General features: G+C 64.2%; 10 protein-coding genes. 1 reads left to right on the plus strand and 9 read right to left on the minus strand.

Annotated features, from left to right (window positions below):
- Positions 1-105: 105 nt before the first annotated feature.
- A complete protein-coding gene (locus QX034_RS15200) occupies positions 106-1074 on the minus strand; it encodes a carbon-nitrogen hydrolase family protein (RefSeq protein ID WP_315701770.1) in 969 nt (322 codons plus the stop codon).
- Positions 1075-1165: 91 nt separating this feature from the next.
- Between QX034_RS15200 and QX034_RS15205 the strand changes: the two genes are divergently transcribed.
- Positions 1166-2092 (plus strand): LysR family transcriptional regulator, encoded by a 927-nt coding sequence (locus QX034_RS15205; protein ID WP_315701769.1) that lies wholly within the window; start codon positions 1166-1168, stop codon positions 2090-2092.
- 198 nt (positions 2093-2290) lie between these two features.
- Here the strand turns inward: QX034_RS15205 and QX034_RS15210 are convergent, their stop codons facing one another.
- The 8 genes from QX034_RS15210 to QX034_RS15245 form a co-directional block, all read right to left on the minus strand.
- Positions 2291-5809 (minus strand): PAS domain-containing hybrid sensor histidine kinase/response regulator, encoded by a 3519-nt coding sequence (locus QX034_RS15210; RefSeq protein WP_315742376.1) that lies wholly within the window; start codon positions 5807-5809, stop codon positions 2291-2293.
- Positions 5810-6109: 300 nt separating this feature from the next.
- Complete coding sequence (gene hemA / locus QX034_RS15215) at positions 6110-7339, minus strand: 5-aminolevulinate synthase (RefSeq protein ID WP_315765513.1); 1230 nt, start codon at positions 7337-7339, stop codon at positions 6110-6112.
- A gap of 258 nt (positions 7340-7597) precedes the next feature.
- On the minus strand, positions 7598-8659 hold the full coding sequence (locus QX034_RS15220; RefSeq protein ID WP_315742379.1) for an MBL fold metallo-hydrolase: 1062 nt from the start codon (positions 8657-8659) through the stop codon (positions 7598-7600).
- A 250-nt stretch (positions 8660-8909) separates the two neighbouring features.
- Positions 8910-11048, minus strand: coding sequence for a HAMP domain-containing methyl-accepting chemotaxis protein (locus QX034_RS15225; protein WP_315765512.1), 2139 nt, complete (start codon positions 11046-11048; stop codon positions 8910-8912).
- A gap of 274 nt (positions 11049-11322) precedes the next feature.
- The gene (locus QX034_RS15230; RefSeq protein ID WP_315701764.1) at positions 11323-12054 is read right to left on the minus strand and encodes an outer membrane protein; all 732 of its coding nucleotides are present in this window, start codon (positions 12052-12054) and stop codon (positions 11323-11325) included.
- 227 nt (positions 12055-12281) lie between these two features.
- Entirely contained in the window at positions 12282-12593 is a 312-nt protein-coding gene (locus tag QX034_RS15235; RefSeq protein ID WP_315701763.1) for a hypothetical protein, read from the minus strand.
- A gap of 377 nt (positions 12594-12970) precedes the next feature.
- Positions 12971-13345, minus strand: a complete 375-nt coding sequence (locus QX034_RS15240) for a helix-turn-helix transcriptional regulator (protein ID WP_315701762.1) — start codon at positions 13343-13345, stop codon at positions 12971-12973.
- 4 nt (positions 13346-13349) lie between these two features.
- On the minus strand, positions 13350-13604 hold the full coding sequence (locus QX034_RS15245) for a type II toxin-antitoxin system RelE/ParE family toxin (protein ID WP_316195536.1): 255 nt from the start codon (positions 13602-13604) through the stop codon (positions 13350-13352).
- Positions 13605-13865 lie beyond the last annotated feature (261 nt).

Raw genomic sequence — 13865 nt, forward strand, 5'->3', positions numbered from 1 at the left:
ATCTGAACGGACCTGACGGCCTTCCTGCCGCAGGATGGCGTGCGCGTCCCTTGGTCGTTCGTGACTCGCCTTCATGGCCTCGCGGGCGTGTCCGGCGTCCACGCGCTATCCGGCCTGCTCGCTGAACGACGCAATCGTCTGCCGTTGACGGTTGACCACCAGGCGCGTCACGTCCGGTCGCGAATAGTGGCCTGCCTGATCAAAATTCTGCCGTTCGCGCCGCACCATCCGCTGATCCAGTGTCGCGACGATCAAGTCCTCAATGTCTGTCACGGGGGCAACGATCCACTCGCCGTCCGGCCCGGCGACGCACGACCCGCCGTTCGCCAGCACATCCGGGCATCTTTCGAGCATTGCTCTTGCCGGGCTGCCATGCGGCACGTCGGTCTTCCGCATCAGGCCAGAGACGGACAACACGTAGCTCCTGCCTTCACGGGCGAGAAAGCGCGTGGTGCCTTCGGTATTGCGCAAGTTGCCCGGCCAAAGTGCCACGTGCAGATCTTCGCCCTGCGCATAGAGTGCTGCGCGCGAGAGCGGCATCCAATTTTCCCAGCAATTGAGCCCACCGACATGGAATGGGCCGACAGGATGCACCTGCAGGCCGTTGCCGTCGCCAGGCGCCCAACTCAGGCGTTCCTCATACGTCGGCATCAGCTTGCGATGCACTGACGCGATCGTCCCGTCGCTGCCGATGTGGACGCGTGAGCAATAGACGCTGTGGCCGCCGCGATCAGCCGGGCGCTCGATGATCCCAAGCATCACTGCAAGGCCAAGTTCCTTGGCAACGTTGGTCACGGGCTCCAGGTGGCCGGCCTCAATCTGGACGGCCTGATCGAGGTAATGTGCGTGAATTTCTTTCTGAAGGCCCGATTCGAATCGGGCGCCATCGGTGTGCTCGATCCAGAACGGATAACCGGGCGCAAGCGCCTCGCCAAACGCCAGGAAGCCGCAACCCCGCTTGGCTGCCGTCACACAACAATCGACCACTTTCTGGAGTGTAGCCGTGCGTTCCAGCCAGACTGGCGCAATCTGGGCCAGGCCGACGGTCAACTGGTCGCGGTCAACGGTGGACATCGTAGAATTCATCTTCTGCCTTCTCGCTATGCGGGACTGCTAGTTGGCGCTATAGCATCAGTCAAATTAATCATATCGATAGGGCACGATCTTGTTTCCTAATATCACTCTGGTCCAGACCCGCTGCTTCTGCGGTGTCGCGGAGAAAGGCAATTTCACCGTCGCAGCCGAGCATCTGTGCCTGTCGCAGTCCGCGGTCAGCCAGGCGGTGGCCGCACTGGAGCGGACGTTGGGTGCTCAGCTTCTTGTGCGGGGTCGGGATGGCGTCACGCTGACGAGCGCCGGGGTTGCTGCGCTGGCCGAGGCCCGCGCAGTCCTTGCGGCGGTCGAACGCCTTGCGGGCAGCGTCCGCCGCGCGGCCACATTGAGTGGCAGCTTGCGCATCGGCGTGGTCCAGAGTGCTGCGATACGCCTGTTGCCGGGCTGGCTCCGTCAGCTCCGTGCCGCCCATCCCGATGTTTCGGTGACGCTCTATGAAGGGACCGACCCGGAAGTCACCGCATGGGTCCAAACGGGGATCGTTGACATTGGCTTCACCAGCCGCACGCACGCGGCGCTGGCCGCATCGCCTGTCTTCCAGGACGACTACGTCGTGCTGGTTCCTCAAGGGCATGCCCTCGCCGCAAGAACCTCGGTCGCCCTGCGAGATCTGGACGGGCAACGCATGTTGTTGTCTGGAGGCGGGTGCGAAACGCTCGTCCAGGAGCTCTTGGCGACCGCCTCGAGCAATCCCGACATCGTCTGCCTTGTGCGCGACAATGCAACACTGGCCAGCATGGTGAGCGAGGGGCTGGGGCTCACCATCATGCCCGAACTGGCGTTGCCGGCGGATCGGCAGGGTTTCGTTACGCTCAAACTGCGTCCGAACATGCGCCGTACACTTCATGCCGTGACGAGGAGTCCCGAGGAGCTCGGGCCTGTACCCTTGGCATTTCTGAAGCTGGTCAAGCGCAGCATGAGATCGGAAGCGAGCAGCCAATTAACACGGCGAAAGGTGAAGCTGTCACGACCGAGATGAGTCGATTTGAGTGAGGGTCGAGGGCTGGCACTTGGCGAAGTCCGTGACAATCGACTTGCCGGAAAGCGGGCTCGCTCGTCTTCCGTCCCGGTCAATGTTGCTTGCCGACCGATGCCGACGGGATCAGAAAATCTGTCATGAGGAAAAGCGCGTGTGCCGCAACTCCGAAACGCGAAGCTCGCCACCGCACCGCGTCCACTACTCCGCCGCGACCATCTGCTGGATGCGCCACTGGCCGAGCAGCGCGCGCAGCGACGCCGGCTTCACCGGCTTGTTGAGCACGGCGATGTTCTCCTCGCGCGCGGCGGCGCGGACATGCGGGCTGCGATCCGCCGTGATCAGGATCGCCGGGAGGGTTTCGCCGAAGCGACGGCGGATATCGCGGATTGCCGCGATGCCGTTGCCGCGATCGAGATGATAATCGACCAACAATCCGGTCACGGCGGCGCCCCGGGCTTCGATCGCCTCGACCGCGGACTCCGGGTCGGGCACCGCGATCACCTCGGCATCCCATGCCGTCAGCAAGGTCTTCATGCCGTCGCGAATGGCGGGGTCGTTTTCGATGCAGACGATCAGAGCGCCTGAGATCGTCGTCTTGGCAAGGGGAGTCGCGCTGGTCACCGCTGCGGTGTGGTTGATCGCCTTGGCGATCGGGACCGTGATCGAGAAGGCCGAGCCGCCGCCCGGCTGCGAGTCGAGCGCAATGCCGTGATTGAGCACGCGCGCGATGCGCTCGACGATCGACAGTCCAAGCCCGAGGCCGCGCGCGATCCGGGCGCCCTGTTCGAGGCGGTGAAACTCCTTGAAGATCTCGCCGCGCTTCTGCAGCGGAATGCCAACGCCCGTGTCGTAGACGCCGATCTGCAGCGACCGGCCGCGGCGGCGGCAGCCGACCAGCACGCGGCCGTGCGGGGTGTATTTGATCGCGTTCGAAATGAAATTCTGCAACAGGCGCCGCAACAACAGGCGGTCGGATTCGACCGGCAGCGAGCACGGCACGAAGATCAGCTCCAGCCCCTTGGCGCGTGCGGCCGGCGCGAACTCGATCTCGAGCGAGCGCATCAGGTCCGCCATCTTGAAACTCGAGATCGCGGGCGTCATGGCGCCGGCATCGAGGCGGGAGATGTCCAGGAGCGCGCCGAGGATCTCTTCGATCGCCTCCAGCGATTCATCGATGTTCTCGACCAGACGCGAGTCCTCGCCGAGCCTCTGCCGCTCGACCAGGCTGGTGACATAGAGCCGCGCGGCGTTCAGCGGCTGCAGAATGTCGTGGCTGGCGGCGGCGAGAAAGCGCGTCTTGGAGATGTTGGCATCTTCGGCGGCGCTCTTGGCCAGCGCCAGTTCCGAGTTGAGCCGGGTCAGCTCTTCGGTTCTGTCGCGCACCCGCTTCTCCAAGGTGGCGTTGGCGCGCTCCAGCGCTTCGGCCGCTTCGAAGGACGGCGTGACGTCGGTGAAGGTGATGACGAGGCCGCCGTCGGGCATCCGATTGCTGCGCACCTCGATCACCATGTGGCGATCGGCCAGGCGCTCCAGATGGGGCTCGCCCTCGGCCGTGTAGGCGGCCAGCCGGCGCGCCAGCAGCGCTTCTCCGTCCTCGTAAGTTGGGGCACCGATCGAGCCTATGAATTCGAGGATTTCCTTCAATGGGCTGCCGATCTGCACCAGATGCGGCGGCAAGCCGAGCAGCTCCACGAATTGCCGATTGGAGCAGATCAGCTGCAGATCGACGTCGAACACGGCGATGCCCTGCCGCACATGGTTGAGCGCGGTCTGCAGGATCTCGCGGTTGAAATGCAGCGCGGCATGGGAATCGTCGAGCAGCTTCAGCGCGGTCTTGGCGGAGACGGTCCGCTTGCGCAGCAGCAGCGACATCACCAGGCGCGAGGACGCCGCGCCGATCGAGGAGGCGATCAGGCGCTCCGCATGGCGCAGCAATTCGAAGTCGGCAGGGGCCGCCGGATCGAGCGTCGTGTGGTGGTTCGCCGCGAAGGCTGCGAAGGAGTCGCGGGCGCGGTCGGGCCCGAGATATTGCGCCACCGTGCTCTGGATGTCCTGCACGGTGACGGTGGACCGCCAGCGCCGGAAGCTCGGCGCGATCGGCGTAAGTTCGGCCGGAACGAACAGATCGGCCTGCACCAGCTCGATCGATGACGGCTGGCGCGCCAGCGACAGCAGCACATAGGTCAGGAAATTGAGCGACAGGCTCCAGAGCACTCCATGCAGGAGCGGCGGCAACTCGGTGCCGAGCAGGGCTTGCGGCCGCAGCGCATCGATGCCGAACGGGCCATGCTGCAGGAACAGGATTCCGGCCGTCGATGTGTCGAGGAAGCTCGGAATGAACAGGGTGTAGAGCCAGACCGCGAAGCCGATGATCATGCCGCCCATCGCGCCGCGCGCCGTGGCGCGACGCCAGAAGAGCCCGCCGAAGAACGCCGGCGCAAGCTGCGCGATCGCGGCAAAGGACAACAGGCCGATCGCGGCAAGCTGGGTGTTGCCGAGCGCGCGATAATACAGATAGGCCATCACCATGATCGCGAAGATCGCGATCCGCCTTGTGCCGAGCAGGAAGCCGGCGAAACCGCGCGTTTCACGGGTGTCCTGCTGGCGCTGCAGCACCAAGGGCACCACGATGTCGTTGCAGACCATGATCGAGAGCGCGACGCATTCGACGATCACCATGGCGGTCGCGGCCGACAGGCCGCCGACGAAGACGATGATCGAGAGCGTGGTCGCGTTCGCCTCGATCGGCAGCGCCAGCACGAACATGTCGCTGTCGACGGCGCCGAACGGGAAGGTGATGAGCCCGGCAAGCGCGATCGGGACCACGAACAGGTTGATGGCAATGAGATAGAGCGGAAACAGCCAGCGCGCCCGCGTCACCTCGGCGTCGTCGGCATTCTCGACCACGCTGACATGGAACTGGCGCGGCAGCAGCATCGCGGCGCAGAACGACAGCAGCGTCATGGTCAGGAAATTGCCGATGCCGGGAATGTATTCGATGGTGCGCTCGGCCTCCGGCGATCGCATCGCACGCTCGATCAGTTCGTGCGGCGAGAACATGATGAAGGTGACGAAGACGCCGGCGGCGAGGAAGGCGACCAGCTTCACGATCGATTCCGTGGCGACGGCGAGCATCAGGCCGTGCTGATGCTCGGTGGCGTCGGTCTGGCGGGTGCCGAACAGCACGGCGAAGGTCGCCATCGCCAGCGTCACCAGCAGCGCCATGTCGCCGACCAGCGGCATGCGCGAGAACGCCTGATCCTCGCTGAGGATGGTTTCGAGCGAGGAGGCGACCGCCTTTAATTGAAGCGCGATGTACGGCACCGAGCCGATGATCGCGATCAGCGCCACCGTCGCCGCCACCGCCTGGCTCTTGCCGTAGCGGGCGCCGATCAAGTCGGCGACCGAGGTGATGTTCTGCGACTTTGCCAGATGGATGACGCGGCGGAGCAGCGGCGTGCCGAAGCCGATCAGCAGGATCGGCCCGACATAGATCGCGAGGAAGTCGACATTGGTGCGGGTGGCGAAGCCGACCGAGCCGAAGAAGGTCCAGGAGGTGCAGTAGATCGCCAGCGACAGCGGGTAGATCAGCCGCGAGAAACGGCCACGCCCGTCCGAAGGCCGCCGGTTGCCAGCCCGATTGCCGCGGCTCGCGACCAGGAACAGGAAGCCGATATAGCCGAAGGCGGCTGCGATCACTGCCCAGTCATGCAACATCGCTTGCGTGTCTCCCGACGTCTCCTCGGCTTCGGGCTTGTCCCGTTATTCGGGAAATCTAGCGCGTTGCGGGAGGGGAGGCGACAGTGATCTTGCTGCGCGATCGCAGAACTTCGCTCATCGTTAGCGATGGCGGGCGTGCGGCATAGGTTCGTCATTCCGGGGCGCCCATAGGGCGAGCCCAGGAATCCATTTTCACGGCGAGGGATGAGGATAGGTGGATTCCGGGCTCGCGCGTTCCGCGCGCCCCGGAATGGCGAAAAGAGGGTCGGCAAACCGGATGCCGCTACCCGAAAAGGTCTACTCCGCCGCCAGCGCCTTCTTGTTCAGCGGCAGGCCGAGCCGCTCCCAGACCTGCACGAGCGACTCGGCGAGGCGGTCGATCAGGCCGTCGTCGTGATAGGGCGACGGCGTGATGCGCAGCCGCTCGGTGCCCTTGGCCACGGTCGGATAGTTGATCGGCTGGATATAGATGCCGTGCTCTTCCAGGAGCAGGTCGCAGGCCTGCTTGCACTTCTCGGGATTGCCGACGAACAGCGGCACGATATGGGTGTCGCTCGACATCACCGGCAGCCCTGCGGCCGAAAGGATCGCCTTGACCCGGGCGGCACGGTCCTGGTGGCGCTCGCGCTCCCAGCTCGAACTCTTCAGATGCTTGATCGCGGCGGCCGCGGCCGAGCAGATCGGCGGCGGCAGCGAGGTGGTGAAGATGAAGCCGGGCGCATAGGAGCGCACCGCGTCGATGATCTCGCCTTTCCCCGCGATATAGCCGCCGAGGCAGCCGAACGCCTTGGCGAGCGTGCCTTCGAGGACGTCGATGCGATGCATGACGCCGTCGCGCTCGGCGATGCCGCCGCCGCGCGGGCCATACATGCCGACGGCATGGACCTCGTCGACATAGGTCATCGCGCCATAGCGTTCGGCGAGATCGCAGATCGCCGCGAGCGGGGCGACGTCGCCATCCATCGAATACAGGCTCTCGCAGGCGATCAGCTTGGGCCGGTCGGGCCCGGCGGCGATCAAGAGCTCCTCGAGATGGGCGAGGTCGTTATGGCGCCAGATCTGGCGCTCGCAGCCGGACTGGCGCACGCCCTCGATCATCGAATTATGGTTCAGCGCGTCCGACAGGATCAGGCAGTTCGGGATCAGCTTGGCCAGCGTGGAAATGCCGGTCTGGTTGGAGACGTAGCCGGAGGTGAACAGCAGCGCCGCTTCCTTGCCGTGGAGGTCGGCGAGCTCCGCCTCGAGCTGCACCAGCGGGTGGTGCGTACCGGCGATGTTGCGGGTGCCGCCGGCGCCGGTGCCGACGCGGGTCGCGGTCTCGACCATGGCGCCGACCACCTTCGGATGCTGGCCCATGCCGAGATAGTCGTTGGAGCACCAGATCACGACGTTGCGCGGGCCGTTTGGCGAATGCCAGATCGCGTGCGGGAACCGGCCGGCGATGCGTTCCAGATCCGCAAATACACGGTAACGGCGCTCCTCATGCAGACGACCGAGGGCGGCACTGAAATACTGGCTATAGTTCATCACGAAACCTAACGTGGCGCGCTGCAGTGCAGCACCGAAAACGGAGCCTCGCGGCAGCGAAGTCTGACGATCTTATTAGAGCGTTTCCAGCTCGGCTGTCGAGTTGGAATCCCGAGCCCGGCGTTGGGCGATTTGTCCAAGCGCCAGCCCTCGGGGCTCAACCATCAAGCGCCGACGATCGCGACTGAACCGCGCTCGCATTGCGGCAACCCTGCGGCGGGATCGCAGCCGGTTCGGGCCGGCGGATTTGCCGCGGCCTCAGGTCGTCCGATACTGGAGCACGCCGCCCACTTCCGCCGCCGTGAGGCGGCCTTCGACCAGCATGTAGTTGACATGTGCGATCAGCTCGCCCGCGGCAAAGCCCATCTGGTGCGGATCGAGCACGTGCTTGTGGAACACGACCGGCACCAGCTGCGCCGAGGTCTTCGGCTCATCGAGGCAGGCTTCCGCGATCATGCGGCAGCGCTCCTCGTGATGATCGGCGAGCTGCTTGATCCGCGTCTTCAGGCCGTAGAACGGCACGCCATGGCCGGGCAGCACCAGCGCGTCGTAGGGCAGGGTGGTGGTGAGGCTCGCCAGCGAGGCCAGATATTCGCCGAGCGAGTTCTGGTCGGGCTCGACCGCCCAGACGCTGACGTTGGGCGAGATCTTGCTCAGGACCTGATCGGCCGAAAGGAACAGCTTGTCGGAGGCACAATAGAGCATCACCTGGTCGAGCGCATGGCCGCCGCCGGTGATCACCTTGAAGCGGCGGCTGCCGATCTGGATCTCGTCGCCGTGGGAGATGCGCCGATAGGAGGGCGGCAGCACCGAGACCCGCTTCAGATAATCCTGGCCGCGGCCGAGCAGCTTGTCGGTCAGCGTTTCGTCCATGCCGTGGCGGCGGAAGAACTGGCGCTGCGCGCCCAGCCGCTCCTCGCTGCCGCGGTTCTGGTGATAGACCGACTGCAGATACTCGACCTGCGACATCAGAAGCGGGCAGTTGAAACGCTCGACGATCCACCCCGCGAGGCCGACGTGATCGGGATGCGAATGGGTCACGATCAGCCGCTTGAGCTTCACATGCTGCAGCGGTCCTTCGAGCAGCCTGGTCCAGGCCGCAATCGACTCCTCATTGCCGAAGCCGGAATCGATGGCGGTCCAGCCGTCGCCGTCTGCGAGCAAATAGATGTTCACATGGTTGAGGCGGAACGGCAGCTTGAGCCGCAGCCAGAGCACGCCGGGCGCGACCTCGACGACCTGATCCTCCCCGGGATGGCTTTCCCAAGGGTATCGCAATGCCTCGGCGGAGGAGTGAACGGGGTGTGTCTTCGAATGCATGCCATCGGCTTAAACGCCGCCGCGGACGAGCGCCAGCCGAAAAAATCGCGGGTGGGTAGCGGCTCGGCGCAAGGCTTGGAAACGAGGCTTGGAAATGAGGTTCGGGGTGACGCTTCATCCTCCGTGTCGTCCCGGCCTTGTGCCGGGAGCCAAACCGCGGAATCCATCTTGAGGGCTCACGGCCGATACCGGCCAACGTCCTTCTGTGGATATAGATCCCAGCGTTCGCCGGGATGACCATGAGCGTGGATCACGCCGCCCTGATGTTGGTCAGGAACGCGTCGACCTCGGCGCGCAGGCTGTCGGCCTCATGTCGCAGGGCGTCGGACGCGCTGAGCACATCTGCCGCCGCGTTGCCGGCCTGGGCAGCCGCGCTGGAGACGCCGGTGATGTTGCCGGAGACTTCGCTGGTGCCGCCGGCCGCTTGCTGGATGTTGCGGGCGATCTCGCGCGTGGCGGCGCCCTGCTGCTCGACTGCGGCGGCGATCGTCGTGGTCACGTCGTTGATCTCGGCGATGGTCTCGCCGATGTTGCGGATCGCCGTCACCGCCGACGATGCGACCTGCTGCATGCCGGCGATCTGGCTGCGGATCTCGTCGGTCGCCTTGGCGGTCTGGCTCGCGAGGCTCTTGACCTCCTGCGCCACCACGGCGAAGCCGCGGCCGGCTTCGCCGGCGCGCGCGGCCTCGATGGTGGCATTGAGCGCCAGCAGGTTGGTCTGCGAGGCGATCACCTGGATCAGGTCGACCACCACGCTGATGCGGCTCGCATTGTCCGCCAGGCCCTGCATGGTGGCGTCGGTCGCGCCGGCCTCCTCCACCGCCTTCTTGGCGATCCCTGCCGAGGTCACGACCTGTCGGCTGATCTCCGCGATCGAGGATGACAGCTCCTCGGTGCCGGCCGAGACGGTCTGCACATTCGCCGAGGTCTGCTCCGCCGCTGCGGCCACCGCGCCGACCAGCGAGTTCGATTGCTCGGCACTGTCCGACATGCTCTGCGCCGTCGTCTGCATCGCGTTCGCGGAGGCCTGCAGGTTGGCCAGCGCATCGCGCACCGTCGCTTCGAATTCGGCGATCCGCGCTTCCATGCGCGCGGCCCGCTCGGCTTTGACCAGGCGATCCTGGTCCTGCTCGGCCGCAAGCGTACGGGCGTTGATCATGCCCTCGCGGAACACCGCGAGCGTCGCCGCCATCGCACCGATCTCGTCCTTCTGGCCGCCATGCCGGATCTCGGCGTCGAGGTCGCCGCTCGAAAGCCGCTGCATCGCCCGTTGCAGGCGGCTGATCCGGCGCAGGATGTTGCCGCCGACATAGAGCCAGACGAACAGAACCGAGCCGATCAGCGTTGCGGTGCCGGCCCCGATCATGATCAGGGTCGCGAGCTCAATGTCCTTGCCCGCGCGCGTGGTCGCGGTCTCGGTCGTGGTGCGGACACCCTCGACCAGCTGCTGCACGCTGATCTCCAGCCCGATATTGAGCTTGCGCGTCTCCTCCAGCACGGTCTGGCCGTAATCGAACGCGTCGAGTTCCTTTTCGCGCAGCTTGAACACGCGCGTCTTGCCTTCGCCGAGCGCAGCGAGCTTCGCCGCCGCCTCGCGCAACGCGGCGGTCGCGCGATTGTTCGGCAGCAGTTCGAGGTTGGATTTCAGCTGCGCCAGCGCTTCCTTGAAGGCCTTCTCGGTCGTCTCCAGCGTATCGGCATCGTTGGCGGAGAGCGCGGCGGCCATATGCGCGGCAATCAGGTTGCCGCTGGCGATGACATTGCCGAGCTGCTCTACAAACCGCGCGGCGGCGGTCGCGTCGTCGACGGAGATCTCCGCGGCGCTGAGCACGGCGTTCAGCTCGGTCTGCGCGTCCAGCATGGGCGCGCTTGCGGCCGCGGTGAAATCGGCCTGGGCCCGGCGCAGCGCGTCGTATTGCTTGTTGTGAGTTGCCGTCACCTCCAGCCGCTCGCGCGCGGCCGAGACCAGGCTCTGGTTGGCCTCGCTGATGTTCTTGATCGTTTCGGCAAGTGGAGCGACGACACTCTTGTCGGCGCCAAGCGTTGCGATCTCCTTCAGCCGCTGCTCGGTGATCTTCTGGATCTCCTGCATCTTCTTCAGCCGCTCATCGAGCGCCTCGTGAGTCTGTGATCCCAGGAGGGCGGGGCCGAGGCTCGCAAGGCTCTGGCTCTGCGCGAGCAGCTGCAGGCTTGCGGTGAGGCGCGGAATGTCGCGGCCCGACAGGTCGACCATGGTGCCGCCGATATAGCGCAGCATCACGCCGGCTCCGGCGCTGATGAGGATGGCCATGCCGGCAATCACGGCAAAGGCGGCGAACAGGCTGCCCTTGACGCCCCATCGCGGACGCAACAAGGCGAACGCCCTGCCGATGCTGAACCGAACCGCCATTCTGTTTCCCCCGACACACAACGACTTGGAGCCGAATTTTGGGCGCAGTATCGCGGTCGCGAGTTAACAAATCCGGGAAAACACTGGATCGATGCAGAAATTTTAGGCGCCTGCGCATTTCATCCAGCGGGATTTAACGGAACGGCAAGACCTGGTCGTTCTGCGCGGAGCGCGACGCCGTCGAAGCGACATGCGGCGACGAGCGGGTGCGCAAAAGGAAGGGGCCGGCATCGCTGCCGGCCCCCTTTGACGTATGTAGGTCGTTGGATGCGGCTCAGTAGCGCGCGGCCACCGGAGCGCCCCAGTTGAAGCGATAGTTCACGCCGGCCTTGAAGGTGTGATCGTCGGTGGTGAAGCTGCCGGTCGGCACCAGTGCCGGCGGCGCGGTGAAGCTCGCGCTGCCGAAATTGTAGTAGTCGTACTCGACCTTGGCCGACCAGCTCGGGGCGAACATGTATTCGAGGCCCGCGCCGACCGTGTAGCCGTTGCGATGGTCGCCGGTGGTGCCGAACCCGACCGGAATCCCGCCCAGCGTCACGCTCTCGTTGTTGTCGGAATAGGCGTAGCCGCCCTTCACGTAGACGAGGCCCGGACCCCAGGTGTAACCGAAGCGGCCGGTGATCGAGCCGAGCCCGCGCTGGCTGTTCTTATAGGTGTAGCCGCCGGGGAACACGGCGCCCACGTTGCCGCCGACCCAGCTGTACTGACCCTCGGCACCGATCACCCAGTTCGGGGCGAACTGCCAGTCGGCACCGACCTGCAGACCACCGAGGAAGCGGCCGTTCGAATTGTTGCCGGTGGCAAGGCCGGAGAAATTGCTGTCGCTGGAGAAGGCGCCGCCGAGATGCGCGCCGAGATAGAAGCCGGTCCAGTTATAGATCGGCGCGACATAGGCCGGAGCCTTGGTCGCATAAGGATAGGAGCGCGCTCCGAGATCGGCAGCGCGAGCGGACTGCGCGCCGGCCAGGACCGCGAGCGCCACAGTCACGAGCAGAAACTTCTTCATCGTTCATCTCCAACGCATACAAACGTCAAGTCGGACACCAAGTGCGGCGTCATCGATGCGTCAGGAGATAGATCGCTTTTGAATAAAATGCTGTCACTCGCGAAACACAGGGGTCCTTAACCCAACCTGTTGGCGTGCGAACGTTTTCTCGTGGTTAGCGGAAGCTTAAGGAAGGCTGAAGCGGGCGTTAAGATCGGCTCGCGCCGTGTCGGTTTGAGACATCGGAATTAAGGTGCGTTAAGCGCTGCGTGAAGAGCTGCGACGGCCTCGGCCAGCTGGTCGCGATGCAAGACATCGTCCTTGGGAATCGTTCCGATGTCGGCGGCGATCTCGCGCAGGATCGCGGCGAGCAGGCCATAGTTCAGATGGAGGTGGATCGACTTGCGGACTTCCTCCGATCCCGGATGTTCCAATGTCAGCGCGAGCCCGCTCGGTTCGAGACGAGCCTCGAAGCGGGAGGAGTGCTCGAAGGTGCCGACGTAGAATTTGTCGGGATATTCGAGCGCGACCTCAGCCTTGTCCGGAACCGGTTTTGACATCAGGTACCTCATTCAGATCGAGCGAATGTTGGCGGGATGGCGCCAATCGGCTTTGCGCCAGATCATGTCCTGCGCCTGCGGCTCGCAGTGGGCACCCGCAGTTCTAGAGCATGATCCGGAAAAGTGGAAACCGGTTTTCCCTCGCGACAAACGCCATAGGCGTTTGCGCGGAGATCATGCTCAATCAAAGAGATGAGATCATGAGGCGAGCCCAAGGAGCGATCGCCTTTCCGGAGGCGAGCAACGTTCCATCAGTACTGTCCATTTTGAGTTCCCGCGGCTCGCTGCTGGTCATCTCACCGCTGCGTAGCGGCTTCAATTCCTCATCGGCTGATCGAAGATAAGGGGACGGCTGCCGGGATCTTGGATGTATCCTGCTAAGCGATATCGTCGATATCGACGCGGAGCGCAGCCGCGATCTTCTTGAACGTATCGATCGTTCCCTCACGATTGCCGGTTTCGAGTTGCGAAATGTACGGCGCGGCAAGGCCGGTTTTCTCGGCCAACTCTTTGCCGGTCATGCCGCGATATTCGCGCCAGACACGGATCTTGTTCTCGCCGTTGATGAGTCTGTCCGCGAATTCAGCGGGGATCAGCTCCTCCTCACCCGTCGCAAGCTTGCGCTTGATCTCATCAACAGCGCGCGCGTCGGCAGCCTCCTCGGCAGCTTCGATCAGGCGCTCATATTCTTCGAAAGGAATCACCACCATACGATCCCCGCTCGGGGAGGTGATGATGTTCAGTTTGCGCATGATCCTAATCCTCGTAAACGCTGCCGCGCGGGCCCACCTTCAGGACGTCCATGACAACGCCGTCTTGGGTAAAGATGACGCGCCAATCACCCACCCGCAGCCGCCATTCGTCCTCGCGCCCTTGAAGCTTCTTCACGTTGTTCGCCAAACTTGCCGGATTCTCCGCGCATTGACGGATTTTCTCCTGGATCAGCTGCGCCGTGTTGCTTGGCAATTTCGCTAGGGCCTTGATGGCGGCTTTGGTGTAGCGAATTTCCATGGGTTGAATATTAGCAAATAGCTAATCGATGTCAATTTCAAAATAGCAAATCGCTAATATTTGTAACTGCCCCTTTTAGCTCGGGCAAAATGCCGCTCCTGAGTTTCTTGCCAGCTACAAGGACATCGGACCGCCTCGATCCGGGCGTTCACGGCACGCGCAGCGATGCCGGAACAGGGCCGGGACCGCGGCAGCGGCCCCGACCGCCAGTTTAACGCTTCAGGAACGCTGTCATTCCGAGGCAGTAGCGCTCCATAGTTC

This window comes from Bradyrhizobium sp. SZCCHNR3119 (assembly GCF_032487775.1).
Lineage (GTDB): Bacteria > Pseudomonadota > Alphaproteobacteria > Rhizobiales > Xanthobacteraceae > Bradyrhizobium.

Bases quoted from the DNA above. Each gene is read 5' to 3' on its own strand.
- QX034_RS15200 (WP_315701770.1), bottom strand. From the start codon at position 1,074: ATGTCCACCGTTGACCGCGACCAGTTGACCGTCGGCCTGGCCCAGATT.
- QX034_RS15210 (WP_315742376.1), bottom strand. From the start codon at position 5,809: ATGTTGCATGACTGGGCAGTGATCGCAGCCGCCTTCGGCTATATCGGC.
- hemA (WP_315765513.1), bottom strand. From the start codon at position 7,339: ATGAACTATAGCCAGTATTTCAGTGCCGCCCTCGGTCGTCTGCATGAG.
- QX034_RS15220 (WP_315742379.1), bottom strand. From the start codon at position 8,659: ATGCATTCGAAGACACACCCCGTTCACTCCTCCGCCGAGGCATTGCGA.
- QX034_RS15225 (WP_315765512.1), bottom strand. From the start codon at position 11,048: ATGGCGGTTCGGTTCAGCATCGGCAGGGCGTTCGCCTTGTTGCGTCCG.
- QX034_RS15230 (WP_315701764.1), bottom strand. From the start codon at position 12,054: ATGAAGAAGTTTCTGCTCGTGACTGTGGCGCTCGCGGTCCTGGCCGGC.
- QX034_RS15235 (WP_315701763.1), bottom strand. From the start codon at position 12,593: ATGTCAAAACCGGTTCCGGACAAGGCTGAGGTCGCGCTCGAATATCCC.
- QX034_RS15240 (WP_315701762.1), bottom strand. From the start codon at position 13,345: ATGCGCAAACTGAACATCATCACCTCCCCGAGCGGGGATCGTATGGTG.
- QX034_RS15245 (WP_316195536.1), bottom strand. From the start codon at position 13,604: ATGGAAATTCGCTACACCAAAGCCGCCATCAAGGCCCTAGCGAAATTG.